Source organism: Methanothrix sp., from assembly GCF_016706325.1.
Classification (GTDB): domain Archaea; phylum Halobacteriota; class Methanosarcinia; order Methanotrichales; family Methanotrichaceae; genus Methanothrix.
Window position 1 is genome coordinate 231,767 of record NZ_JADJJX010000001.1, and the last position, 25,626, is coordinate 257,392.

The following is a 25,626-nucleotide window of genomic DNA, read 5'->3' on the forward strand; positions in this document are numbered from 1 at the left end:
GGCCGCTCATACTGTTCCAGGGATTATGGACGTGTCCGGCTGGGCATTGAAGGGCAGGGCAGCCACAGCTCCAATCAGGCCCTGCCCCTTCATGATGATCTGAACTCCGGCCTGGCGCGCCACCTCCACAGCATCCTCATAGCTAACCCTTTCCCTCTTGCATCTCAGGCCGAAGGGCAGGAGCTCGGAGGGATCGAAATCCCTGAACACCGCCATCCCCGTCTGCTCGGAGACGGTGTATTTTTTCAGCAATGCTCTGAAGTCGCCCAGCATCCCCTCTCCTCTCCCCGGCAGGCAGGCGAACTCCACCACTGTGGAGACGCAGTTCTGGGTCTTGGTGGGCACGGGAAAGAGCTGCACCAGGGAGTGGGAGATGTAGCGAGCCTCAGGGCGGTCGACCCTCTGGGCGATGTTATGAACCAATGACCAGGTGGCCCCCACTGTCTTGGAGTCGGTATCGTCAACCCCGATGATCATCCTCTCCCTCCTGGGCAGGACTACAGTACCCCGGGCGACCAAGCCACCGCCGCATTCAGTGGCATCATATCTCAGCACATCCTCCGCCCGGGCGCGGGAGAGGGTGGCCCCCACGCCGCCGCCGCCCAAACCGGCATACGTGACCTCCACCTCCGATCCGGATACCTGGACCGATTCGATACCTGCCGATTGCTTGGATGAGGCCAGCTCCAGATCGGCGCTGCCGGGGCAGAGCATATAGCGGAACCAATCCCCCTGATTGTATGAGCTTATGACCAGAGGACCGCGAGAGTAATGGTATCTGGCCCAGGCTGATCCCCCATAGCAGGAGGACCTCTCCAGTAGCTCCACCCTCTTGGCATCATCATCGACTACGGCATGAATCTGCTTGTAGACCACCACATAAGGATCTTCTAATTCTAGTTGCACGCCTCAAACCTCAGGGCAACTGATTGATCATCTCTTATCATAAACCCTCTGATGCAGATGGATTCAAAATGAGAATTTCTAGAGCAAAAGCATCTGCTGCTCAATCCTTTTAGTCACACAAAAAAGCATCTGATCTGATTAAAACTAACTCAACCCCTTCATATAGAACGCCCCTGCGTCAGCCCTTCGCCCCTCCTGCGCTACTGCCTCAGGCGCCCCTAAACGCCAGGCAGGCCCGGACGCCCTGGCAGCAGGCGCAAGCTGAATGAGATCGAAGAGCCTGCAGCTCGAAGATATCCAGATGCTGGCCATTTGTTCCCCGCAGAGGCCCCAGGCGTCCATGGACTGGAGTGTGCCATGCTGGCAGCAGCCTGGCTGGCTTGAGTTGCAGGGGGTTCAAGAAAGTGGGGACTATATCCAGTACCGATAAGAAAATCACGCCACATAAGGGCTGCTTTTGGCTTCGATCCCTCTTGCATTCTTCATATACTCTCTCAGCACCACTGTGGCATAGCTCCCTTTGGGCAGGACGAACTGCAGATGGGCAACATCACCCTCCACCCTGATCTTGGGATCGACCGGACAGAGGGCCGCCCTCCTGGTGCCACGCGAGCCCAGATCGGGGTTTTCTGCCACCTCAAAGCCCTCCGGCGAGATCTTCTCCTCTGCCAGGATCTGCCTTTCGATCTCCCCCTCCCGGCCCCCAGCCAGACGGCTCTCAAATCCGATCAGGGGCAGGGTGACAAATGCCCTTCCCCTCTTCACCAGCCGCGCTACTGCATGCAGGTTATCCTCTGTCACCTCCTGGCTCTTCTCTATATCGGGCAGGCCCCGCGGGAGAAGCAGACCACATCTCCCACCAGGGCTTCATCCAGAGGAATCGCCTTCTCCAGGCGGAGGCTCAGGATGCGGTTGAAGAGGTATGATTGGTAGGCATGCACAAAGAGGCGCCTCAGGTTGACGGAGAGAACATCAAAGGAATGGGCATAGTCTCCTGGATGCTCAGCCAGGTAGTTGAGCATGGCCAGCTCATAGTGCAGGTAGGGGGGAAATTCATTGCGCGCTGCCTGAATGTCCCCGCTCTCCCAGAGCCTCTCTCTCGCCTCCCTGGTCCTCTCCTGCTCCCCGGGATGGGGGAGGGAGAGGAATATGCGGACTGCCTCCTCGATCTTTCCCCTGGCCAGGGCTTCGCCCACCTTGTGGGTGACCGGCCTTATCTCCCCGAATCTCTGCACACCGAAGTAATTGGGAACTCCCCTGTGCCTCCTGATCTCCTCGCTGATGGAGGCCAGTCTACGAGCCGGTTCGGGGCAGGCCAGGTCCCGGATGGTGATGGCGAAGCGGTTGCCCAGCAGGTCGCCCAGGCCCACCGCCCGGTTCGTCCTGCCCAGGACGTTTATACTGATGTCGGGGAGCTTGATCCTCTCCAGCTCCGGCTCATCCAGATTCATGATGCTGATCCTCTGACGGGTTCTGGCTCTCTTATCCTTGGTTCCCGCCCAGCCAAACCTCCGCTGGCTGATGCCAAGATGCCTGGACATCTCCCGGATGAGGTGGTGGGTGTCCCAGTCCCTCTTCTCCACCTCTATCACCAGATACCTCCCACCCTCGTAGACGAACTCCTCGAAGACCTCCTCCACCTGGAAGTCCTCCGGGCTGCTTCTGATGATCCCTCCGCAGCCAGGGCTGTCGGTGATATAATAGTTCATCCCCAGGAATCTGTCCAGATCAGTTGCCGGTATCATTCTCCCTCAGACCAGCTTGAGCTTGCCTGTAACTCTGTCCATGAGCTTGCCATGCGCCGGCCCCAACCCCAGGGCGGTTATGGTGCCGGACGGGATCTCCGTCAGCCCGGCATCGGCTACAATGGCGGATGGTATTCCCACCCTCTCTGCATCCTCACGCAGGCGGAAGAGGTCAGCGACACCGGGAACCTTCAAGACGACCTTCTTTTGCCCCTCTGCCTTCCATTCGCTGACCGCTGACCGGTCCATCCTCTCCGCCCTCTCCACAGCCATCACTGCGGCATGAGCCACCTGCACCGCCAGCTTCCCCGCCGATAGCTTCAGATCCTCTCTGATAACAATGCACTGCTTGAACTCCATGAATACTGCCCCGCTGCCAAGGAAAAAAGGTTTTTTAAAAATAGGAAGAGGCGAATGCTATGCCTCTTTGGTGACCACTCTGACGCAGGAGGGGCTCTTCACGATATTGCCCATCTTCGCCCCGATGAGATACTCCAGGCCTTTGTCGGCAGCGATGTCCAGGACGCGCTGGGTCACTACGCCATCGAATATAACTCCGTTGATATCTCCATTGGAGTCCTTCAGCTCCCGGGCCAGATCCCTCACTGCCACCTCTCGGAGGACATTATGGTTCTTGTCCATCAGCCTCGCGCACAGGGTTCCGTCCAGCTCATCCATATGCTGTCTGAACCACTCCCTCTCCGGCTCGGGCTTGAGAGCAGGCTCCGGCGGGGGGGCGGCAACGATCTCCTCGGCCACGGGAGCGGCTTTCGGCACCACCTCTCTGGGCACTATCCTGCGCGGAGCGATGGCCTCTGCCCTCTCAGCGGCATTTCTCACGCATAGCGGCCTCTCCCGGATCAGGCTCTTCCTCTTGGTGGTGATCTCCCTTCTCTTCCGGGGCTGGTTTTTGATCTTATACTGATCTAGCACCTGCTCCACCGGGATCTTCTGGCGCAGAGCGCGGACGATCTCCTTTTGAGTCATATCCTCTACACTCTTCCCTTCCGGTGCTCGCGCCACATAATCGATATCTGCCACCTGAAGGAGCTCCTTTACTATCAGCTCCCCTCCCCGGTCGCCATCGGTGAAGGCGGTCACCACCTTCTTGGCGCAGAGGTCGGCGATGGTGGGAGGCACATTGGTCCCGCCCACAGCTACGGCATTCTTGATGCCGTACTTGAGCAGGTTGAGCACATCCGCCCGGCCCTCAACCACCAAAATGGCATCCGAGTCGAGGACATTGGGTCCGGCGGGGAGGTTGTCCTTGCCCAGATGGATTATCTCCTCCACCCGCACGGACTGCTTGATCTCCTCTGTGATCTCCTCCGTCTCCAAGATGTTCTCATCGAACATCTCCACCAGGATGCGTTTGGCCCTCTCTATGACGTACTTCCTCTTGGAGGCACGCACATCCTCAATGCGATTGATGGCGATTCTGGCAATGCAGGGCCCAACCCGATCTATGGTCTCCAGAGCGGCAGCCAATATGGCCGTCTCTACCTTGTCGAAGCTGGAAGGAATGGAGATGGTGCCGCCTGACTTTCCTCCACTGGATGTGATTTGCACATCGATTCTGCCCAACCTACCTGTTTTTTGAAGGTCTCGCAGGTCAAGGTCGCTTCCAAGGAGACCCTCTGTCTGGCCGAAGATGGCGCCGACCACATCAGGCCGCTCGACTATGCCCTCCGCAGTTATATCCGCATAAATGACATACTTAGTGGTATCAACATTCTGCATGATTATATGACCTCTTTTAATTTAAAATAGTCGAATAAAAGTCACACTAACATCTTGCAGCCATAGCTACAGACATCCAAAGGGGGCCATTTTTGCGACCAATGCCGCTTTTAGGCCATGCCTGATCCCAGGCAGGCAATGAGCAGTGAGTGATGATTGTGAATTTATCCAACTATCTCAGCGTTTAATTATCATTATCATTGAACATCTGATAGAAATGCCCACACATGAGCATTTTTTTCTCGCTTTGCTGGCATTTCATCGCCCCATGTTTTACTGAGGGCTTAATTATATTGAGATTTGAAGCTCAGATGTGTTCTTCTACCAGGTAAAATTGCACGAATCTAGTTTAAGAACTTTGTGGTAGAGATGGGCTGAATGGAGGATAAATGGCCTCGCTCAAGTTATATAAAATTTTCTATAAAACTATGAACCCGTCCGCTGTTCGTACTACTTGCACCTCCTCTCCGGGCTCCACCTCCAGGCCACGGGGACGAGACGCGAGGACGGAATGGAATGTCTCCGGATCCATGATCTCCAGGACAGCATCATCCTTGGAGATGACAGTAGCCCTCATGGCACCGGCCCTGTTTCCCAGTATCTGCACCTCTTCTGAGGCTTCCTCGGATATGCTTGTGTGATGAGACCTGTCCACCGAGGTCAATAGAATGCTCTTGCCCTCAAATCCCGAGACCATATAGATCGAGCCGCGGTGGGATACGATATCCCCCCTTCTCAAGCGGGGGAACCTGACCAGCAATGTGGAACGGTAAACATCGCGATCCTCCTTCTTTCCCACCAGCTTACATGTCTCCAGCAGCCTCCCGCCGAACCTCTCCTGCACCGCCCGGGCCATCCTCCTCCCCAACTGGGTCGAACCCAAAATTATATCCAGGCCGCCCTTGACCTCCTTTATATTCTGGATGAAGGATAGCTGATCGCCTCCCCGGTAGCCAGCATCGGCCATATCCTGAGCCATCCTCCTGCACTCCTCCATCTCCCAGGGACTGATCAGCCGGCTGCCGTTTCCCCGCAACTGCACTGTGGACTGGAAGTACTTTCCCGCCATGCGGCTGCAGCGCCCACAGGCCAACTGCCTGATCCTCACCTGCACCTCGCCGCTCTCCTCCACCCTCAGCCCCATGAAGCTCCCTTTGGCCATTATCTTGGTGATATACTGAGTGGCTCCAGTCCTCTGCACCTCGACCTCTATATCCGGATGGAGGAGTTCAGGGTGAAGCCAGAGGGATTCGACTGCCGCACTGGATACCAGATCCTCCACGGGCCGGCTCTCAGGCAACTGCCACTTTCCTTTTATCTGCTGAGACCGGCAGACTGAGCAGATCACCACCTCCGCCACAGCTGGAAACTGGACAAGCTTAATGGCCTCCATCCGGCACTGCAGACAGAGCCCCTCATCAGCCGGGCGGCCGCATTTGGGGCAGAGAGGCTGCATCACATCCTCACCATTTGAGCATAGAGAACTCCATCGATGGAGAGGACATTCTCCTCGTTCACATAGCCCAAAGAGATGGCGTATCTTATCGTTTTTCGTCCTACAAAATTGGCCATAGTTGCCCCACGGAGGGCCTCTTCAACCTGGGATAAGCTCGCCCTCTCCTCTCCATAAAAATCAGAGCAAACCTCGATATGCAGATCGCCCTCCCTGAACTCACATCCCAGAATCTCGCTATCGCATACGGCGATAAGAGTCTCCTTTCCGTGCCTGTAGGTCTTAAGACATATCTGGGCGGCCTCATCCTCATATCTCTCCTCCGGTGCTTTCCTGCCAACCTGTTTCCCGCCAACCCGATCGATGCTATCTTCCATCTCCATCTCTTCAACCTCAGGGAAGCTTCAGCATCCCAGGCCTGGGCTCGAAGACATCCCCATCTCTTCTCAACCGGTCGATGATCTCCTCCGCTTTAGACCTTTCTATCCCCAACTCCTCTGCCCTGTCCAGAACCTCCTCCCTTGAGGCTGGCCCCTGCTCCTCCCGGCTGACATCTCTGATGATGTCCATCACCGATTTTGTTCTGTCCCGGGTGCTCTTTGTAGTGCCCGAGGCGATGATGTCTGCATCCAAAAAGCCCGTCTCTGGATCTATCCCCACTTTGCGAAGGCAGGCCTCCAGGATCCTGACCACCCGCTGGGCATCATCGAGTGCCACCTTGTGGCTCAGCCGCAGCCTGGCACTGGCCTCACCCAACCTTATGAGCGCCTCCAACTGCCGGGCAGTGACCGGCACTGGCTTGTTCGAGTCCTGTCCCTGAGTGCGCAGGCCGACGTAGTAGTTCAGGAAATACTCCTTCGCCTCCTCAGTGAGGGTGGGAAATACATTCTTGCGGGCATAGGCCACATACTTTCTCAGCATCTCAGGATCGATCGCCGGCTCGATCACAGTGAGGGCATTATCGATATCCTCCTGGGATATCTCCGGATTCCAGGGCTTCTGGGTGGAGAGCTCTCCAGCGTAGTTGCTCTTCAGGATGTGCTGGGCGATGGCCGAATCCCTCTTGGTGTCCGGATCATCGGTGAGAACGAAGATGAGATCGAAGCGGGACATGAGGGCAGGGGTGAGATTGATCTGCGGGGCTATGGGCTCGTACTTATCAAACCTCCCCAGCTTCGGATTGGCCGCCGCTAAGAGAGAGCAGCGGGACTTGAGGGTGGCCATCACCCCGGCCTTGGCCACGCTTATCGTCTGCTGCTCCATGGCCTCATGCAGGGCGCTTTTATCCTCGTTGTTCATCTTGTCCATCTCATCTATGGCGGCGATCCCCTTATCCGCCAGGACCAGGGCCCCGGCCTCTATAGTCCATCGGCCGTCGCCCAGCTCGTCCTTGACTGCTGTGGCGGTGAGGCCGGCGGAGGTGGAGCTCTTTCCTGAGGTATAGATCCCCCGGGGGGAGAGCTTGACCATGTACCTCAGAAGCTGCGACTTGGCGATGCCCGGATCGCCCACTAAAAGGATGTGGATGTCTCCTCTGATGCGCGCTCCATCTGGCAGATGCTTCTCAAAGCCCGAGACCAGCTGCAGGCCCAGGGCCTCTTTTACATCATCATAGCCATAGATGGAGGGAGCAATGGAGTCCTTGATCTTCTCATAGATCTCAGGATCGCGCGACATCTCCAAGATCGCCTCCTCGTCCTCAGGAGAGATCTCTATCTCCTCGAACTCCTGATCTTTCATCTCCACCGAGACCCCTTTATGGAAGAGATCGAAGTAGGTGCTCTTCCCCTGCTGGGGATTGGTCCTCTGATAGGACTTCAAAACACCATTCACAATCACCCTATCGCCAGGAAAGATCCGGCCTGCGAGGTCATCCTCCAGCTCCACGTCCAGGGTCTGAGGCTGCTGGCCGCCGCGCAGGTCCTCAGGCGACTCCTGTACTCTGATCTTCTGAGCATCGACGAACTTGGACTGGGAGAGGATGAGCTTGAAGGGGCCTCCCCGGTCGCAGGCCTGATTCATGCACTTAAGATTCTGATCCTCGAACTTGGTCCCGCTCTGCTCTTTGAAGAAGGTAAAACCGCATCTTTGGCACTGGAAGGCGGCAGAGACTATCTTCGGCCTGACCTCAGTGGCCGTCCTCACCAGGCCATCTATGGCCAGGAGCTTGCCTATATGATCAGATCGAAGCTCGCGGGTCTTGAAGTGGCGGGGAAGCTCGGCGATTCGCACATGGGCCCGATCCAAATAGACATCCATGGGCAGATCCAGCTCCAGCATGGCAGTCCGGGCGGCCTCCAGGGTCTCCTCCGGGCGCTCCATCAGCTCCTCGGCAAAATCCGGATCGAACTTATCCAGGTCTGAGAACTGGATCCTGAGGCTGCGCTCGTCCGGATAGGTATCAGCCAGCTTCAGGATCTCATCCCAGTATCGGGATCGGAGGAACTCCTCCCATTTAGCTACAGCATCAGCGGGCATTCTAGAATAATTTAACACTGGCCAGGTATCTAAAGCATTTGGCAGGCAGCCACCAGCGGGCAGCAGCCAGCCTATCTCTGCTTGGCCATGACCCTCAGCTTACTTCCTTCCCGGGACATAATGGTCACCTTCTCCCCCTTCTCCACCGTCCCCTCCGCCTCTGCCTGCCAGTACTCTCCCTGGAAGAGAACATAGCCCTTGGGATCCAGCCGATCCAGGGCCACTGCCTCCTCCCCCTCGAAGACGTCGACCACCACTGGAGCAAACCGGGCCAGAGCCACCTTGTAGATGGCAAAGGCCATGAACAATCCCAGTATGAGCGAGGGCAGGATCAGGGCCAGGGCCATGGAGCGCTGGTAGCTTCCGGGCACATACCACTCCGGAAAGCTGGTGGGCACAAACAATATGCTGCCCACTATCACACAGATCAGCCCGGCCACCGCCAGGGCGCCGAAGGTGTGGCTGTGCAGCTCCGCCAGGATGAGCCCCAGGCCCAAGAGGATGAGGAATATGGCCCCGACGTTCACATTGAATCCCAGGCCGATCAGCCCCAGGGCCAGGGCCGTCAGGCCGAAGACCTCTGCACCCATCCCCGGACTGGAGAAGCCGTAGATGAGAGAATACAGGCCGATCAGCATTAAGAGCCCGGCGATGGTGGGATCGGAGAGAAGCTTGAGGAACAGCAGATTTATTGGCGGCTCGAAGAGCTTCAGATCTGCACCCTGAGTGATGAGGGTGGTGTTCTTGATCCTGGTGCCGTTGATCTGATCCATGAGCTCCTCTGGGCTGGAGGCGATATGCTCGATCACCCGGAAGCTTTTCGCCTCATCGGCATTCAGATTCAGATTGGAGAGGACGAACTCCCTGGCAGCAGTGGTATTCCGGCCATGTTTTCGCGCCTTCTCCTCGATCAGTGCCACTATGGCATTGGTGGTCTTGCTATCGTTTACTGGCACCGTCCCCCCGGTTGGCGAGAGCTGTACCGGCTGAGCCGAGCCGATGATGGTATGGGGGGCCATGGCCGCCAGATCGGTACCGATCAGGATGATCGTCCCTGCAGACCAGGCTACTGCTCCCTCAGGATGGACGTAGCCGATGACCGGGATCTTCGACTCATCTATCAGCCTCAGAATCTCAGTGGTCTCGGCGAGGCCTCCGCCAGGTGTGTCCAGGAGGAGAATCAGAGCCAGGGAATCCTCAGCCCTTGCCCTCTCCAGGGCGGCGGAGAGGATATCATCGCTGGCAGGGGTGATGGTCCCCTTCATGTCCACCATCAAAACATTGCCCGTCGCCTGTGCCTGGCCGGCAATGAGAAGGAAGAGCAATGCTATCCCCAGCATCCGGGCTGGCATTCTCCTCCCTCTATTCATGAGATCCTCATTTGACATCGATCGGATACCTACTGTCAGGCAGGCCCCGAGGCCTTTATTCCGGCCTGCCTTCCGCTGCCATTCATCTCCTGAATCTGGCTCTATCCAGGACAGATTCCTTTATCACGCTCTCCGTTCTCTCCTCACCCGCCCGCCCCATCTCCCTCTCTGAGAGCTCGCGGTTCAGGGCGGCAGTCAGGCCGGTAACCGATCCCGTGGCCGGATCTCCGCTGGGGGTGACGACGATGAGGGTCTTCTCGCGGGCGATGTCCACCAGGGTCTGCAGCTCCCTGAGCTTAAGGGCAGCAGGGACCTCCTCATAGAGCCGAGCAGCATCGGTCATGGTCTTGGATGCCTGGAACTCGCCATCTGCCAGGATGATGCGCGACCTCTTCTCCCTCTCGGACTCCGCCTGCTTGGCTATTGCCCTTCTCATCGATTCGGGCAGGGCAACATCCCTCAAGGTGACGGCCGTAACCTTGATCCCCCAGGGATCGGTATGCTGGTCCAAGATCTCCTGTAGCCTCTTGTTCAGTTCATCGCGCTTGCTGAGCAGGTCATCCAGCTCGATCTGTCCCAGGACATCACGCAGTGTGGTCTGGGAGAGGAGAGAGGTAGCCACCCGGTAGTTCTCCACCTGAATGATCGCGCTTGCCGGATCGACCACCCGGTAGTAGATGACTGCATCCACCTCCACGCTCACATTATCCCTGGTTATGACCACCTGCTTGGCCACATCGATGGTGAAGACCCTCAGGTCGAGGAGTATGACCCGGTCGATGATGGGGATGATGAAGAATATGCCAGGGCCTTTTACTCCGCTGAAGCGACCCAGACGAAATATGACCACCCTCTCATATTCTCGCACGATCTTGATCGCCTGTGATAGTATAGCTAGCACAACAAATAGAGGTAATATCGTACTGAATGGATCCAAGTGAACACCCCTTATAATGTTTTTCTTCAAGGCTTAAATAGATAACCAGCAAGAATAATGATAAAACTGGCAGGAAAATCTCTCAAAAGAGTGAAATCAGGTCCGGGGTCAATGCCCGGGTTCCTGAGAATCATTTCTTGAACTCAGTATAACCGCATTTGCCGCAGCTTTGCCTGTCACCGTGGTTCGCCAGGAAGACGCCATTTCCGCATCTCGGACAGACCGGCTTTCTGGATTTGATGGAGTCTCCGCCAAGCTCGTAGTATCTGGATACGCCCTTGACCTCACCACCCTTGCCCTTCTTCTCTGCCATTTAGCTTGCCTCCGACCCGCTCTCCTCAGGCTTGGTGAATGTATTGCGTTCTATGATATGGGCCCGCTCCACCTGTGCTGCCCTCTCTTCCGTCTCATAGATCTTGGCATATCCAAGGGTCTCGCGTTTTCCAAACTCAGTCTTCAGCCTGTCCACATAGACCAGGCCCACCTTTGAATTCATAGTCGCCGCCAGCCTCTCGACCACGCTCTTTCTGGACGGCGTGGACTCATCGTGAATGATCCTGAAGGCTATCTCCCTGCGGTTCAGGAGGGGATTATCCTTCTCTTCAATGACCTTTATCTCCAACTTCATTCCTCCACAATCATTTTTTTTAGTAATTCGCCAATATATTCCTTCATCTCAGGGGTCACTTTCACCAGGACGCTTCCCTCATCCGGCTGCCCGTAGATCACCACAGAGCCAATTGGGGCATAGAGAATCGCGGGAAGAGTTGCCAGATCCTCCTCTCCCTCCACCACAATCTTCACCCGCTCCTCTCCAGCCAGAGAATCATCTATCAGCTCCACCAGCTCTCTGGTCAGAGTAGCGGGAGGGTTCTTCACCTTTATGCTCTTGTAGCTATCATGCTCTAAGCTCTGCAGAACGTGATCGGGAATCTGGACCCTCTTCGTCTTGTTGTCCACCACTGCCAGGTCCGGAATTATCCCCGACTTCAAAAGATAGAATGTGCTCATATCGCCGACGGAGGCGACCTTCCTGGCCTGCTCCAATTCGTCCCGCATTTTCTCTATGCACTCAATGCCATTGCCTTTGCACAGCCTGCCCAGAGGGTTTTTGAGCAATAGGCGCAGCTCTTCAGGCAGAAGAAGTGTATGCAAGCTATCGCACCTTCAAAGCGTATTTGCCAGGGAGCTTGATCTCCAGCTTCTCAGCGATGATGGATTCCTTGGGATCGATGATTACCACATATCCGCTCCAGTCCTTGCTCAGCGAGGCTGAATTGCATATGGGGCAGACCTGCCCCTCGACTATTCTGCGACATTCTCTGCATGCCTGTTCGGTCATTTTGCCTCTGTCTGGATGCTCTCGTTCTCTGTTTGGGCCTCATCTGCGGCTTCAAGCCATTCCAGCTTCCCCAGGCCCGTCTGCCTCATGGTCAGGCCGATCTTGCTCTCCCTGGGCTCCTTCTCATTCAGGCTGACTGCTATCACTCTGGCTCGAACCCGATCCCCTTCTCCCAGGGACTTGCTGGACTCTTTGCTGACCAGGCGCGCGTTCTTTTCATCATAAGATATATACTCATTGGTTATCTGGCTGACGTGCAGGAGGGCATCGAAGGGGCCCAGGGAGAGAAATGCACCAAACTTGACTATCTCCACCACCTCTCCCTCTACTATCTCCTGCATCTCGGGCTTGAAGACGAGGGCATCGAAGTTGACCTCATAGTAGATGGACCCGTCTCCTGCCAGGATGTGACCTTCGCCAATATCATCCGCTCCGAGCACAGCCACGATGGTCCCCAGAGATTTGTCCACCACGCCCTCATATTTGTCCCGCAGTGCTCTCTCCACTGCCGCTTCGAGGGGATCTCCCAGATGACCCGGCTCTATCCTGGCCACACCCTTAAGCTTCATCCTCTTGTACATCAATACTCCTTCTTCATCGCCTCTAGGTACCGACCCTGGCGCAGGTATATTACGGTGATGCCTTTGCTAAATAATCTTTTCTTCAGGGCTTTGTCGTTGGTAAAGACTGCTGCACCCTCTTTCTCTGCCAGATCCACAATGGCCTGGTCTGCGGGACAGTTGTCGATGCCCACCACCTTGCACTGCCCGGCCAGGCCCAGGGCCACTCTGGCGGCAGTCCTATCCCGTCCTTTCTTTGCCCTCTCTGCTATTGAGAGCAGCTCTCCTCTCACCTGAGCGGGGACGATCCACTCAACATAACCCAGGCGCATCAGTTCGCCGAAGATGTCCACCCCGAACTGCTCTGCCGCCATCAGGGCATTGGTGTCTATGATCACCCTTATGCTATCGGCATCTATCTGCTGCATATTTTCAGTCGATTATGGAGCCGATGCCAATTAGCCGCCACCTGGCGCCGATGCGCCTGCTCACAGCCACACGATCCCCTTTATCTGCGCAGACCGGCCTTTTGAGCTGTACCTGGACCACGCCCCCCTCCCGGGCACTGGTCACCACCCCTACTGTGGTAGCGGTACCCACGTTCAGCATCAGAGGCTCGCTGGAATGGATGGGCTCGACACTGGATTCATCTGTAACTCCCACCACTCTCTCCAAGAGCTGCATGTTCATTGTGAATGTGCTCCGGATGGGGGGAAGCTTTCCCGGCTCCCCTGCCACCTGGCCCACCAGTGCATCGCTCTTGGTCATCGCCGGATCCAGTTGGGTGCCCACACCGATCAGGCCGCCGGGGGTGAGCTCCTCTTGGCTCTGTCTGCCTGCCAGGAGGGATACCACCTTGGTCTGGATTGGCACCCATTGCTTTCTGCCCTCATAATCCACCAGCCTGCCCGGACAGATCTCAATCTTATCGCCAACATGAAGAACCCCCTGGCTCAGGGAGCCGCCTATCACTCCTCCTTTGAGGGCCTCAGGTGCCGCTCCGGGGCGGTTGACATCAAAGGATCGGGCTATCTTCAGCAGGGCAGGCTTCTTGGTATCTCTTTCGGGGTTTGGAATATACTCCTCAATGGCCTTGATCACCAGATCGACATTCAGGTTCTGCTGAGCAGAGACGGGCACAATGGGCGCCTTCTCAGCCACAGTTCCCTTTATGAAGTCCTTGATCTGCTGGTAGTGCGCCATCACCTCTTCCCTGGAGACCAGGTCGATCTTGTTCTGAACTATTACGATTTTGTCGATACCTGTTATGTCCAGGGCCATCAGGTGCTCTTTTGTCTGTGGCTGGGGGCAGGGCTCATTGGCGGAGATGACCAGCACTGCGCCATCCATGATCGCTGCTCCGCAGAGCATGGTGGCCATGAGGGTCTCATGCCCTGGAGAGTCGACGAAGGAGACAGTGCGCAGTATCTCAGTCTCGCTGCCACAGTGGGGGCACTTCTCCTCCACAGTAAAAGCATCCGGATCCGGGCAGTTGGGGCACTTTCTGAATGTGGCATCTGCATAGCCCAGACGGATGGAGATGCCTCTCTTGACCTCCTCGCTATGCTGGTCGGTCCAGCTTCCTGATAGCCCCCGGACAAGTGTGGTTTTGCCGTGATCGACATGTCCAACCATGCCGATATTGATCTCAGGCTTTCTGGAGGCAGGCGTCTTCACCTCTGTTTTTTGATCTGATTTCTCCTCAGATTTGATATCGGATTTTGCCAAATTGAGATCTCCTTAAGGATTGTGATGATCAGGGCTTGATCATGCATTACTGTATAAATAGTTCATGCCCTGTCCAAGAGTCCCTCCCCGCCCTCGGGATGGATTTGGCCTGTCAGCCTTCATAGCAGCCTCATCCTCCTTTCATCATCTCCCCATCCAGCCCCCCTCTAGCACCCCTTTAGCACCTCTAGCACCCCTTTAGCACCTCTAGCACCCCTTCAACACCTCTAGCACCCCTTCAACACCTCTAGCACCCCTTCAACACCTCTAGCACCCCTTCAACACCTCTAGCACCCCTTTATCACCCAGCGGATATATCCACCTGAAATGCTCGCTTGTCTGCTACGATGTTCTCCCAGGAACGTTTGTAGACGAAGTATATGGTGGTCCTGCCCGGGCGGAGGGGCTCGAAGAGATAGATCGAGCTGCCTTTGGCCCCAAGTGCCCGGGATGGGGGAACAGCATACTGAGTGCTTTTCAGGCTCAAGAGGGTGGAATCATAGTCCACATTCCAGTTGTAGCCGGTGGTGGGGTTAGCTGGGAGGGAGATCTCAAATACCTCTCCCACCTGCGCCGAGATGGTATCCACCTCCCGTTCTGATGCAGCAGCCTCATCTACAATCAGGTAGTGCCCAGCAGGCTGCATCAGTGGATGGTAGTCTATGTTCTCCTGGTTCAAAATCACAGGCTCATCGCCGATCCCGTCTCCATCCTTATCCTCTCCAGAGTAATCTGCCCAGTAATTGCCTAGAAAGCCCCGTTGCACCCGGCTGTTGTACTGATAGCTTATCATGTGGCTTGAGTTCCAAAGAGCCAGATCTTCCGGGCAGACGCTCCTTTTTCCCGGAAAGTCGTTCAGGTATATGGTGGCAGGAAGGACGACCTCCAGACTGCAGTCTGTCCTCTCCTCCTCAATGGCACTGCCCTGGGAGAAGTCAAAGCCTGAGATTACTGCACCCTGGGCGGCCAGGATCACCCTCCCTTTCTCCGGATTGAGGATCGGCCTTCCACCGCCTGCCTCCCGGCCCAGAAGATTTACTGGCCGAGCCATTATAAAGGGCTCAGTGTAGATTCCGCCCTCCACGATGATCGTATCCAGAGGAGAGGCTTCAATCAAGGCCTCCTGGATGCTGATATTGCCGCAGCCCTGCGGACAGATCCGCATTGTCTGTGCTGATGCCACTGAAGGCGGAGCTAAGAGCACAAGAGAGAGCAGAAGGGAGAGCAGGAGAAGGGGAACCGATCCCCGGACAGACAGCCTTTTGTAATCGAGCATAACATTATTTAATGCATCTTTGAATCTTAATAGCTTTCGGAACTGGACGGGATCAGGGGGCAAGAGAGGATGAAAGAGACTATTGGGGAGAGGGAATTGATTCGGCGCATCTCTGTGATCCTGGGAGGGATCCAGCATGACGACTGCGCTGTTATCGATCTCGGGGAGAGGTACTTTGTGGCGAGCACTGATATGCTCCACCAGAGGACGGACTTTCCCGATATCATGAACCCCTGGCAGATGGGCTGGATGGCAGTGGCAGTCAATCTGAGCGATATCGCCGCCATGGGAGCAGAACCGGCGGGATTGCTCATCGCCGCCGGTCTTCCACCAGAGGCGGACTGCTATTTCATCGATGAGCTATTCAGCGGCTTTGCCGACTGCGCTGCCCTTTATGGCACCCGTGTTCTGGGGGGGGACACCGATAGCCACCAGGAATTGACCATCACCGGCACCTCTTTGGGCTTTGTGGAAAAGGAGTTGATCCTGCGCCGCCGGGGAGCGCAGGTGGGAGACCTTCTCTGCACCACCGGCTCCCTGGGCGCAGCCGGCGGAGGACTGTGGGCCTGGCAGAATGGCGTGGAAAGCGAGCTGATAACCAGCCTTCTGGAACCCGAGCCCAGGCTGAAGGAGGGGCGGGCGCTGGCAAAGAGCAGAAGCGTCACCGCCATGATGGACAACAGCGATGGTCTGGCCCTCTCCCTCTCCGATCTCTCAGAGGTAAGCGGAGTGGGTTTTTCAGTCTTCCAGGATAAGCTGCCCCTGGCCCCGGGGCTGGTGGAGATGGTGGGAGAGGAGATGGCCCTGCAGATGGCCCTTGGCGCAGGAGGGGACTTTGAGCTGGCATTCACCCTGCGCCCCTCGGGCCTGCAGGCGGCGCGGGAGGCCTGCAGCCTGACGGTGATCGGCGAGGTGGTGGAGGAGGGAATCTGGATGGAAAGGGAGGGGGAGAGAAGAGAGATTGTGGGGAAGGGCTACGAGCACCGGATCGGCAACCAGGGGAATCAATTGCAGATTTGATGTGATCCAATGACCATCACAGATCCTTATGCTGTCGCCGCTGCTTTTCAGGCAGGCACGGAAGCACTGATGGAGTACCTCTCCCCTCATCTCCTGACCTGCACATCCAGCACATCCTGCACATCCCCCCATGCTTGCCGGAAAACAATCCTTATTGCCTGAGGACGAGCTGGAGCAGACAGAATGCTGAATGGAGCTGGAGTGAATCATATGGTGAAGATTGAGATCATGGGCACAAGCTGTGCCAAGTGCAAGAGCCTGCTCAAGAATGTGCAGAAGGCAGTGGAGGAATCGAGAAGTGATGCAGAGATCATCAAGGTGGATAGCATCCAGGAGATCATGGATCGGGGAGTGATGATGACACCAGCCCTTTATATAGATGGAAAGTCGGTCTTGACAGGAAGAACGGCAACTGTGGAAGAGATCAAAAGGATGCTCAAGAGATGATCGGGAATTGTGGAATTGGCCAATGCAATGGTGTCACCAATGGATGATAAAGAGAGGTGCAGTTGCAGCTCCTCTGATGTGCGGGCGGTGGCCTGCTCTGGAGCCTGCAATGTCGGCCAGATCGCCAACCAGGCGGCTGTAAACCTATCAAATGAGGGTGTAGCAGGCTTCTTCTGCCTGGCGGCAGTGGCAGCTCACATAGAGGCAATGGTGAAGGCGGCACGAGAGGCAGAACTGATGATCTCCATTGACGGCTGTCCGATGAGATGTGCCGCCAGGACACTGCAGCATCTGCAGATAGATCCGGCCATACAGATCATTGTCACTGAGCTGGGCATAGAGAAGACCCAGGAGCTTGCGATCGACCGGGCGATCTGCTCTAGGGTGGTAGAGCGGGTGAAAGAGAAGCTCCATGAATCCTGGGGGTGGACTGGATGACCAAAGCCAGATCGATCCCGATCTTGATGGGCATCATCTGCGGGACGCTTCTCGCAGCCCTGCTCCTCATCCAGAGCGCTTCTGCCGGTGCGGAGTGCGCCTCTCTGGGAGGAGCGTGCGACGATTCCAGCGGCGGCTGGGATCCCATAGCCAAGTTGAATGAGATTGGCAATGTCACTGCCGCTCGAGAGCAGCCGGCTGGAACCAGCTGGCCCAAGAGATCACGCGAGATCCGCTGGGGGATGAACTCCTCCCAGGGCGGAGAGGATAGAGATGGCGGGGCCGTAGCACCGGCTGATAGCGCCCGGCTGGCAGAGGCAAATGAGACCGGAGATGCTCAGAATGTAGCTTTGGCAAGGATAGCAGAAAGAGAGATCAATATGACCCGCAGCCTCAAGGCGCGGGAGATGCTCTTGCCCCTGGATCAGCTCTCTGATGCTTATATTCTTCTAAATGTTAGCGAGAGTGCAGGTCGGGGTACAAGCAAGCATATTGAGGGCTCAGTGGCCATTCCCTATACGGAGTTCTTTGTTCAGCCTGGGGTGCTGAAGCCGGCAGATCAGATTGCCGGCATCCTGGGCCGGGCGGGGATCTCCAGGGAGGACTCTGTGCTCATCTACGGGGAATGTCTGCCCTGCGGCGGAGGGCCCTCGGTGGCCACCTACGTCTACTGGATGATGAAGGGCCTGGGCCATGAGAATGTCACCGTCCTGGACGGCACAGCCGAGGACTGGGCGGCAGCAGGGGGAGCGACCTCAGAGATAGCGGCAGTCCTTCCAGAGGTGGATTACATGCCCCAGGAGACCTCAAACTACACCGCCACCTACGATCTGGTCAGAAGCGGCCAGGCGCAGATCATCGATGCCCGCAGCCTGCCCGAGTATCTCACAGGAACCATACCCGGATCAATCAGCCTGCCCTATGAGGGCGCCCTTAACGATAATAGGATCACCGGCGAGGAGCGTCTGGATATGATCTTCATGGTGCTCAGGAAGGACCAGCCAGTGGTAGTCTTCACTAATACCGGCATAAAGGGCTCAGTGCTCTGGTTCGCCCTGGAGATGATGGGCTATGATGCCCGGCTTTACAGCTACCTGGACTGGATAACAGACCAGGCGCCGGATCTCCCGGAGGGGGAGGGGCCCAGGGGGCTGAATGAGACGGCTCTCTGATCTCTCCTGCTTTCTCCTCCCGCCCAAGGGGGGGAAAGAGGCAGCCTCAGCCAGGTCGGCGGACAGTGCAAGGGCGATCCTGGCCCTCTTGATGCTCCTGTCCATCTTCTCTCATCTTTATCTCTCTCTCCTGGCAGGCTTGGCCAGCGCAGGCACTGAGAGCGGTGAGTTCTGCCCCGACTGCCCGGATTGGGTCAACCTGGACGGCTGGCTGGACAAGAAGGCGGCCTATGAAGAGGATATGAAAAACGGCATCCGTCAGAATTCATCCCCGGCCGGCAACTCCTCCCGGGCAATGGACAATGCCAGCAACAGCAGCAATCCAGGCAACAGTAACAATGCCAGCCATGGGCCTGGGGGGGCAGTAGCCACCCCGGACTCGATCTCCCCGGATGAAGTCATACTGGACATCAGCCCCAGCGCCCCTGCATACATCGAGGGCGCAGTCAATCTCAATTATGATCGCTTCTTCTCAGAGGGCGGAGAGATGCTCTCGGCGGCAGAGATGGCCCGTCTCCTGGGAGATGCAGGCATCAGCAGCAATGATCCCCTGCTGATCGCCGGGGAGTGCCTGCCCTGCGGCGGCGGGCCGTCGCCGGCTTTTTTCACCTACTGGGCTCTGAAGTACCTGGGCCATGAGAGGGTCAGGGTGCTGGAGGGCACAATCGATGACTGGAAGGCGGCGGGATTGAATATCAGCAACCGCCCTGCCAGCAGGCCGAGAACTGAGTACCTTCCCCATATCCGGCCGGAGCTTCTTGCCACCTATGAATATGTCGTTGCCGGTGGGGCGCAGATAGTTGATGCCAGGCCGAAGAATGCTTATGAGCTGGCATCCATTCCCGGAGCAGTCAACATCCCCTACCAGGGAGTGCTGATCAATGATAGCATGAAGCCCGTCCGGGAGCTGGAGGGGCTCCTCTCCAATCTGGATCGAAACCGCACAGTGGTGGTCTACACCAATATCGGGGTCGAGGCTGCATTGCTGTGGTATGCCCTCAGTGTCACCGGCTATGATGCCCGGCTCTACACCTGGCGGGATTGGCTGGAGAGCCAGCCCAAGTTCCCCTATGAGCTGATAGAGGCCTCCGCCCAGCCCAATCCAGTGAGATCGGGGAGTGCGACCACCATAACTGCATCATTCCGGGAGAGGGAATCGGCGGCATCACAGGCCTCTGCAGATAATTCCTCAGCAACAAAAGAGGCAAAGCTGACGGTGAAGGGATGCGCCACCTGTGGATTTGGCTCCCCTCAGGGATTCGCCAACATCGACCGCAAGGACGGGTATGTGCAGATCGGCTCGACTGGGAGGGCAACCCAGGGCTCTGCCTCCGCCAATGCGACCTCTCCCTCCCCGGGCATCGGCGATGGGGTCCGGGATGGCACCTTGAGCTGCAGCGCAGTGATAGATGGAGCCGATGGCATTGAGGTAGCCAGGACCAGCCTGCTGCAGACATCCGGGGGGAGGTACATGGGGGTCTGGAATGCCAATATCTCGCCTGGATTGTACAACGTGAGCATTGTGGCCTCAATCGGTGGGAATGCAAAGGCCTTTGTCGATGTCCTGGTGGTGGAGGTGACGGGGAGAGGGTGAGGGGAGTGCGAGACCTATCACCCAAACCCGCAGCATGAGCACTGCTGGAAAATTTACGGCAGAATATATAAAATTAATAAATTATTTAAGCGAGGAATGGAGATAGATCCTATGGAGGGGGAAGAGCAGCAGATGTTCGCCTCGATCATCATTCCCACCAAGGATGAACCAACCATTCAGGAGCTTGTAGATAGCATCAATGCTGTCATAAAGCAGGACCACGAGATACTGATAATAGATAAAAGCCTCACAGCGCCAGTGGTACAGGGAGCAAAGGTGATGATCCAGAGATCAAATGGTCTGGGCAATGCCTTTCTTGAGGGTCTATCCTGCTCCAGAGGAGATATAATCGCCCTCATGGATGGCGACGGCTCTCACCGACCGGAAGACCTCCAGAGAATGCTTCGACTGATAGAGAATTGTGATATAGTCCTCGGCTCGAAGCTCATCGATGGCGGGGAATGCAATGATGCCTGGGCAAGGAGATTGGTAACCATCGCCTTTGCCCGATTGACCCGGCTGATCCTGGGTGTGGACCTGAAGGACCCCATGACCGGCTTTATGGTGGCAAAGAGGGATGTATTCGATGATCTTGAGCTTAAACCCAAGGGATTCAAGATAGTGATAGAGATTGTGTATAAGTCAAGGGTCGAGGCGCTGGAGGTCCCCATATCATTCTGTGAGAGGAAAGCAGGCTCTTCGAAGGTGGGCTTCAATATGAATGGCCTGCAGGAGATGATCAGGATATTTGAGCTTCTCATCCAGCTCAAGCTGGGGCGGATAAGGGGCGAATGGTGATGTGCATCGCCGTGCAGAATCTGCAGGCACAATACAATGAATCAATCCCGAAGGCAGGCTCACGGGGCAAGCCTTCGGTGAGCCCAGGGGATCAGCCCCCGGCATTCAGCCCTATTATACAGGCCGGATATGAGAGAGAATTGCTGATCTGATATGCTCTCCATGTCAGACCTTAAATCAATCGGGAGAACAGGTCGGGGAGATTTGTATATAAATTTGCACTCGTCGGGGCCACAGGGGCTGTGGTCAACCTGGCTGTTCTCTGGTTTCTGACAGAGCATGTGCACATATATTATGTAATATCGGCATTGATAGCAATAGAGTCAAGCATTGTATGGAACTTTTTCCTGAATACCAAGGCAACGTTCAATTACGATTTCATGGACATGGGGGCGCTATTCAGTGCGATGTTCAGGTACCATATCATCTCTTTTGCCGGCATGCTCATCAACCTGTCCGTTCTATTTGCTTTAACGGAAGGAGCAAAAATTCACTATCTTGCTGCTGAGTCCCTGGCGATATTGATTGTATTTGTATTTAATTATCTTTCAAGCACAAATTATGTGTGGCATAACCCCGGATAGGATGGAATGCTTCAATCGCTGGGGCTGCTCCCAGCAAGCAGCCTGCTCTGATGGGCAGACTGTGGGCAGAATATCAGGCTCTAAGGCGGCCGGGCACCTGGATGCGATGCGGGCTCCGACCCCCTTGAATCAGCCTTAAATAATCAATCAACACTACCAAAAGCTCGTTTGAAGCAGGTATTCCGGGCCCGGTCCAATGGCGAGCCTGCCCATGACCCATGAAGGTGACAGACGGTGACGAATGTGCTGCAGAGTGAGGGTGAACATCCCAGCAGAATAATACCCGATGATAAAAAGATGAAAATAAGGATTTTGGCCCTCGCAGTGCTTGGTCTTCTCTTGAGTGTGAAATCCGACCGGTATTTTCCTCTGCCGGACCGCCTCTCAGAGCCCATCTTTCAGATAATACTGCTTCCTTATACCTGCTTATTCCTTATAGCATTCATTATTTTTATAAAACCTGAGATAGCTGAAGCTCACCTATCCGTCATCGACCGCATTTCAGCAGTCAGGCTGACGGCGGTGATAATCTTGATCTTCGAGGTGATGGCTTTTGCCCTGCTGATTGTGCAGGATATCAGATATGCCCCTTTCGGCTATCATCTTGACATCCCGGTAGCCGTTCTCTTATTTGCATTTATTTCAGCCGTCCTCTTGTATCAGCTCATCAGGGGCGCATCCCCGGACCATCTCTTCTTCATCGCCCTGGCCGGATATATCGGCACATACCTGTTGAGCATAGACTCATTCCCGCTTCACGCACAGAGATCTGATATGCTCCCCCTCATCCTCTCCGGCTGTCAGTCCTTCCTGGCTGGATTGACCCCTTATGGGTATCATGACCTTCTCTACCATCCCCCTCATCAGGTCTTCACCTACCTGCCCGGAATGTGGATGGCGTATCTGCCAGCTACTGCATTTGGCGTGGATCTGCGGTTTATGAACCTGATTAGTGTTGTGCTCTCCGCCCTCATTTTAGCATATTCAGCAAGGCGCTCCAGTGATCATAGCATTCTGCTCGTCCCGGTATTCCTGTTGACTCCATATCTTCAGTACCGGCATGAGATCTATCTGGGGGTTCTATTTCTCATCCTTTCAATCGTTTTTTTCCTCGACAGAAATGACAGAATGTGGACAAGCTCGATTGCATCTGGATATGCCCTCGCCGTCTATCAATTCGTTTGGGTTATTTTTCCTTTTATTGTGGTTTCGGCCTTCAAGAGATGGGGAATGAAAAAGGCCATAGCGAATTCATTGATAGCAGTAGTAATCGCCCTGATAATCGTACTCCCCTTCCTCTTGGGCTCTCCAGAGGAGTTCATTGCTGGAGTATATGGCAACTGGTTTTATGTCGACACCCCCACAGTGAACCTCTCCTATCTGATATCCCGTGTCGTTCCCTGGGATTGGATGATAGTCGTTCAAGGCATGGTCATATCCGCCATATTTGTCCTGGCAGTGCAGAGAATGGAACCCCGAGATCGCTGGGGGTGGATGGCGGGGGCACTGCTCTTATTCATCGCCATGAACAGAGTCATTAATGTATACTTCTATTTGATCATCCTCCTGCTTTTGGTGATGCATGGTATCCTGGCGGATGCCCCCTCAGAAAAGCCGGATGGAGAGAAGGAGGAGGCACTGGATTAGGTATCAGAGCATTTCATTGATCGATGGCTATATTTCTATTAGGCAAGATACCAGCTCTGTGGAGGTTGGCTATTTGAGAAGACTGGAACTTCCCGATCCGTTTGTACATGATCATCCCCCAATTCGCGAGTTGGAGGATATCGATCCCGGCCCCTCCAGTCTGGGAGAGAGGTTTGCCGATTTGGCATACAATAGCATGGCTCTTGGTTCATACTGGTTCAATCGATTCTGGTGGCATTCTGGGCGCTCCTCTCATAACCAGTTTTTCCAATTCCCGCCCCGGATGGGCTCCGAAAAAGATATATTCGCTCATCTCTCTTTCGCAGCAGTTGAGGAGATCAGCGCACAAGATATAGGAGGTCAGCCCTTGAAAGAGATACGATTGCACGGCCGTGGTGGTCAGGGATCAGTCACGGCGGCCGAGATAATAGCCGTTGCCGCCTTTGAGGACGGAAGGTTCTCGCAGGCTTTTCCGGCCTTTGGAGTTGAGAGGAGGGGTGCGCCAGTTATGGCTTTTGCCAGAATTGCCGACAGACCCATCCGAGTGAGAAGCCAGATCTATGAGCCGGACTATGTCATCGTCCAGGACGTGACCCTTCTGGATGTTGTCGATGTGGCCAGCGGACTGAAGCCGGATGGCAAGATAATAATCAACACCGACCGTTCACCAGAGCTGCTCAAGCTCAATACCAAGGCCGAGGTCATCACCATCGATGCCACCCACATCGCCATGGAGATCCTGGGAAGGCCCATTGTGAACACCACAATGCTCGGAGCATTCTGCGGCGCCAGCAAAGAGATAGGGCTGGAAAGCCTGAACAAGGCCATATCCGAGCGTTTCTCGGGAGAACTGGGAAAGAAGAACCTTATGGCCATTAAAACAGCCTATGAGAGGGTCATGTAATGGAACTGAAGGCTGGTAAACTGGTAGATCCGTGCAGCACCAGAATGACCAAGACTGGCGCCTGGCGGACCTTTGTGCCCGTTGTCGATCATAAGGCATGTATAAAATGCAGTCTCTGTGCAATCTACTGCCCTGAGGGCTGTATCCACCTGGTGGACGGGCAGTTCGTCCCCGACCTGGATTACTGCAAGGGCTGCAGCGTCTGCGCCAATGAATGTCCCCGCATGGCGATTACTATGGTGTTGGAGGAGAAGTGATGACCAAAGGAAGCGGAAGCGATAGCAGTATGCCCAAGAATACTGCCAATATGAGAGTGGTAGAGGGCTCCTATGCAGTAGCCCATGCAGTTATGTGCTGCCGGCCGGAGGTGATCTCCGCCTATCCCATCACCCCGCAGACCCACATCGTTGAGAACCTCTCTCAGATGGCGGCTGATGGCGAGCTGGATAGCACATTCTTGACGGTTGACTCCGAATTCTCCGCCCTCTCCGTTCTGGTCGGCTCCACCGCCTGTGGTGGCAGGGGATACTCCTCGACCACCAGCCAGGGATTGGCCCTGATGTACGAGGTCCTCTATAACGTCTCCGGCATGAGGCTGCCTATAGTGATGACCGTGGCCAATCGGGCCATGGGCGCTCCCCTGAACATCTGGAACGATCATCAGGACTCCATTGGTGCTCGCGATGTGGGATGGCTGCAGATCTATGTGGAGAATGTGCAGGAGGCAGTGGACGCCACCCTTCAGGCCTATAAGATCGCCGAGGACCCGGAGATCAGAACACCCATCATGGTCTGCATGGATGGCTTCATCCTCACCCATGTCTACGAGCCGGTCGAGCTCCTGGACAAGGATAAGGCAAGGGAGTTTCTGCCCGATTTCAAGCCGGCGAATATCCTGGACCCGAACAATCCCCTGACCTTCGGAGCCTTCGCCGATCCCTCCACCTATACTGAGTTCCGCTATCAGCAGTTTGTGGCCCATCAGAAGGCCCTGGAGAAGATAGATCAGGTGGCCAGGGACTTCCAGAAGGCCTTTGGCCGGTATTATGGCGGCCTTCTTGACAGCTATTATGCCGAGAATGCCGAGGTTATATTAATTGCCATGGGCTCAGTCGTTGGCACCATCAAGGATGCCATCGATGAGATGAGGGCAGAGGGCATCAGCGTGGGGCTGATCAAGCTCAGATGTTATCGTCCTTTTCCAGTAGCCGCCCTGCGCCAGGCCCTGGCTGGGGCTAAGGTGATTGCAGTGGTGGAGAAGGATGTCTCCATAGGATATGAGGCCGGGCTTGTGACTGACCTCAAGGCGGCATTCTATAACACCGATATCAAAGCCCCTATCATCGGCTTTGCCGCTGGACTTGGGGGCCGTGATATCACCCTCAAAGACGTAAGAAAGATAGTGGATAAGGCCCTCGCTGCCGAGAAGGGGATCGAGAACGAGTTCGAGTTCCTGGATCTGAGAGAGGAGATTCTTTAGGAGGCAA

General features: G+C 55.7%; 29 protein-coding genes. 11 read left to right on the top strand and 18 right to left on the bottom strand.

All coding sequences use genetic code 11. From position 1 onward, the window contains the following. Positions 1-6: 6 nt before the first annotated feature. From mmp11 to IPI63_RS01275, 18 genes are all read right to left on the bottom strand, one after another. Positions 7-906 (bottom strand): methanogenesis marker protein 11, encoded by a 900-nt coding sequence (mmp11, locus tag IPI63_RS01190; RefSeq protein ID WP_214065789.1) that lies wholly within the window; start codon positions 904-906, stop codon positions 7-9. A gap of 435 nt (positions 907-1,341) precedes the next feature. Then, on the bottom strand, positions 1,342-1,707 hold the full coding sequence (truD, locus tag IPI63_RS01195; protein ID WP_292476166.1) for a tRNA pseudouridine(13) synthase TruD: 366 nt from the start codon (positions 1,705-1,707) through the stop codon (positions 1,342-1,344). A 14-nt stretch (positions 1,708-1,721) separates the two neighbouring features. Further along, a complete protein-coding gene (truD, locus tag IPI63_RS01200; RefSeq protein WP_292476167.1) occupies positions 1,722-2,651 on the bottom strand; it encodes a tRNA pseudouridine(13) synthase TruD in 930 nt (309 codons plus the stop codon). A gap of 6 nt (positions 2,652-2,657) precedes the next feature. Then, on the bottom strand, positions 2,658-3,011 hold the full coding sequence (gene pth2, locus IPI63_RS01205) for a peptidyl-tRNA hydrolase Pth2 (protein WP_292476168.1): 354 nt from the start codon (positions 3,009-3,011) through the stop codon (positions 2,658-2,660). 57 nt (positions 3,012-3,068) lie between these two features. Then, positions 3,069-4,391, bottom strand: a complete 1,323-nt coding sequence (gene dnaG / locus IPI63_RS01210; protein WP_214065740.1) for a DNA primase DnaG — start codon at positions 4,389-4,391, stop codon at positions 3,069-3,071. 418 nt (positions 4,392-4,809) lie between these two features. Next, complete coding sequence (locus IPI63_RS01215; protein ID WP_214065741.1) at positions 4,810-5,847, bottom strand: 60S ribosomal export protein NMD3; 1,038 nt, start codon at positions 5,845-5,847, stop codon at positions 4,810-4,812. Beyond that, on the bottom strand, positions 5,847-6,227 hold the full coding sequence (locus IPI63_RS01220; RefSeq protein ID WP_292476173.1) for a DUF424 domain-containing protein: 381 nt from the start codon (positions 6,225-6,227) through the stop codon (positions 5,847-5,849). The genes IPI63_RS01215 and IPI63_RS01220 overlap by 1 nt, the downstream gene beginning before the upstream one ends. A gap of 10 nt (positions 6,228-6,237) precedes the next feature. Then, positions 6,238-8,322 carry a minichromosome maintenance protein MCM gene (locus IPI63_RS01225; RefSeq protein ID WP_292476174.1) on the bottom strand — a complete coding sequence of 695 codons (2,085 nt, stop codon included), beginning with the start codon at positions 8,320-8,322 and terminating at the stop codon, positions 6,238-6,240. Between the two features lie 71 nt (positions 8,323-8,393). Beyond that, the gene (locus tag IPI63_RS01230; RefSeq protein ID WP_292476175.1) at positions 8,394-9,692 is read right to left on the bottom strand and encodes a nodulation protein NfeD; all 1,299 of its coding nucleotides are present in this window, start codon (positions 9,690-9,692) and stop codon (positions 8,394-8,396) included. 82 nt (positions 9,693-9,774) lie between these two features. Then, the gene (locus tag IPI63_RS01235) at positions 9,775-10,629 is read right to left on the bottom strand and encodes a slipin family protein (RefSeq protein WP_366850404.1); all 855 of its coding nucleotides are present in this window, start codon (positions 10,627-10,629) and stop codon (positions 9,775-9,777) included. A 130-nt stretch (positions 10,630-10,759) separates the two neighbouring features. Beyond that, positions 10,760-10,942: a 30S ribosomal protein S27ae gene (locus IPI63_RS01240; RefSeq protein ID WP_214065745.1), complete on the bottom strand. Its 183-nt coding sequence runs from the start codon at positions 10,940-10,942 to the stop codon at positions 10,760-10,762. Then, positions 10,943-11,257, bottom strand: a complete 315-nt coding sequence (locus IPI63_RS01245; RefSeq protein ID WP_292476179.1) for a 30S ribosomal protein S24e — start codon at positions 11,255-11,257, stop codon at positions 10,943-10,945. It abuts the gene before it with no gap. Further along, entirely contained in the window at positions 11,254-11,784 is a 531-nt protein-coding gene (locus IPI63_RS01250; protein WP_292476181.1) for a GTP-dependent dephospho-CoA kinase family protein, read from the bottom strand. The genes IPI63_RS01245 and IPI63_RS01250 overlap by 4 nt, the downstream gene beginning before the upstream one ends. Position 11,785: 1 nt before the next feature. Beyond that, positions 11,786-11,971 carry a transcription elongation factor subunit Spt4 gene (spt4, locus tag IPI63_RS01255; protein WP_013720496.1) on the bottom strand — a complete coding sequence of 62 codons (186 nt, stop codon included), beginning with the start codon at positions 11,969-11,971 and terminating at the stop codon, positions 11,786-11,788. Further along, positions 11,968-12,552 carry a DNA-directed RNA polymerase gene (locus IPI63_RS01260; RefSeq protein WP_214065746.1) on the bottom strand — a complete coding sequence of 195 codons (585 nt, stop codon included), beginning with the start codon at positions 12,550-12,552 and terminating at the stop codon, positions 11,968-11,970. Before IPI63_RS01260 ends, spt4 begins: the two co-directional genes overlap by 4 nt. Beyond that, positions 12,552-12,959, bottom strand: a complete 408-nt coding sequence (locus IPI63_RS01265) for a PIN domain-containing protein (protein WP_292476185.1) — start codon at positions 12,957-12,959, stop codon at positions 12,552-12,554. Before IPI63_RS01265 ends, IPI63_RS01260 begins: the two co-directional genes overlap by 1 nt. A 4-nt stretch (positions 12,960-12,963) precedes the next feature. Continuing rightward, positions 12,964-14,208, bottom strand: coding sequence for a translation initiation factor IF-2 subunit gamma (locus IPI63_RS01270; RefSeq protein WP_342673218.1), 1,245 nt, complete (start codon positions 14,206-14,208; stop codon positions 12,964-12,966). Between the two features lie 352 nt (positions 14,209-14,560). Beyond that, a complete protein-coding gene (locus IPI63_RS01275) occupies positions 14,561-15,535 on the bottom strand; it encodes a protease inhibitor I42 family protein (RefSeq protein ID WP_292476187.1) in 975 nt (324 codons plus the stop codon). A gap of 69 nt (positions 15,536-15,604) precedes the next feature. Between IPI63_RS01275 and thiL the strand changes: the two genes are divergently transcribed. The 11 genes from thiL (at position 15,605) to IPI63_RS01330 (ending at position 25,619) form a co-directional block, all read left to right on the top strand. Then, positions 15,605-16,555 (top strand): thiamine-phosphate kinase, encoded by a 951-nt coding sequence (thiL, locus tag IPI63_RS01280; RefSeq protein WP_292476188.1) that lies wholly within the window; start codon positions 15,605-15,607, stop codon positions 16,553-16,555. Positions 16,556-16,765: 210 nt separating this feature from the next. Then, positions 16,766-17,002 carry a thioredoxin family protein gene (locus IPI63_RS01285; RefSeq protein WP_214065750.1) on the top strand — a complete coding sequence of 79 codons (237 nt, stop codon included), beginning with the start codon at positions 16,766-16,768 and terminating at the stop codon, positions 17,000-17,002. A gap of 27 nt (positions 17,003-17,029) precedes the next feature. After that, positions 17,030-17,440: a putative zinc-binding protein gene (locus tag IPI63_RS01290; RefSeq protein WP_292476190.1), complete on the top strand. Its 411-nt coding sequence runs from the start codon at positions 17,030-17,032 to the stop codon at positions 17,438-17,440. Continuing rightward, on the top strand, positions 17,437-18,612 hold the full coding sequence (locus tag IPI63_RS01295) for a sulfurtransferase (RefSeq protein WP_292476191.1): 1,176 nt from the start codon (positions 17,437-17,439) through the stop codon (positions 18,610-18,612). The genes IPI63_RS01290 and IPI63_RS01295 overlap by 4 nt, the downstream gene beginning before the upstream one ends. Then, positions 18,596-20,206 carry a sulfurtransferase gene (locus IPI63_RS01300; protein ID WP_292476192.1) on the top strand — a complete coding sequence of 537 codons (1,611 nt, stop codon included), beginning with the start codon at positions 18,596-18,598 and terminating at the stop codon, positions 20,204-20,206. Before IPI63_RS01295 ends, IPI63_RS01300 begins: the two co-directional genes overlap by 17 nt. A 96-nt stretch (positions 20,207-20,302) precedes the next feature. Continuing rightward, the gene (locus tag IPI63_RS01305) at positions 20,303-21,004 is read left to right on the top strand and encodes a glycosyltransferase (protein ID WP_292476193.1); all 702 of its coding nucleotides are present in this window, start codon (positions 20,303-20,305) and stop codon (positions 21,002-21,004) included. Between the two features lie 176 nt (positions 21,005-21,180). Beyond that, positions 21,181-21,588, top strand: a complete 408-nt coding sequence (locus IPI63_RS01310) for a GtrA family protein (RefSeq protein ID WP_292478173.1) — start codon at positions 21,181-21,183, stop codon at positions 21,586-21,588. A 297-nt stretch (positions 21,589-21,885) separates the two neighbouring features. Next, the gene (locus tag IPI63_RS01315; RefSeq protein ID WP_292476195.1) at positions 21,886-23,235 is read left to right on the top strand and encodes a hypothetical protein; all 1,350 of its coding nucleotides are present in this window, start codon (positions 21,886-21,888) and stop codon (positions 23,233-23,235) included. Between the two features lie 367 nt (positions 23,236-23,602). After that, complete coding sequence (locus tag IPI63_RS12825) at positions 23,603-24,139, top strand: pyruvate ferredoxin oxidoreductase subunit gamma (protein ID WP_214064960.1); 537 nt, start codon at positions 23,603-23,605, stop codon at positions 24,137-24,139. Continuing rightward, the gene (locus tag IPI63_RS01325; protein ID WP_214064956.1) at positions 24,139-24,396 is read left to right on the top strand and encodes a 4Fe-4S binding protein; all 258 of its coding nucleotides are present in this window, start codon (positions 24,139-24,141) and stop codon (positions 24,394-24,396) included. Before IPI63_RS12825 ends, IPI63_RS01325 begins: the two co-directional genes overlap by 1 nt. Beyond that, entirely contained in the window at positions 24,396-25,619 is a 1,224-nt protein-coding gene (locus IPI63_RS01330) for a transketolase C-terminal domain-containing protein (protein WP_292476198.1), read from the top strand. Before IPI63_RS01325 ends, IPI63_RS01330 begins: the two co-directional genes overlap by 1 nt. The last annotated feature ends 7 nt before the right edge of the window (positions 25,620-25,626 follow it).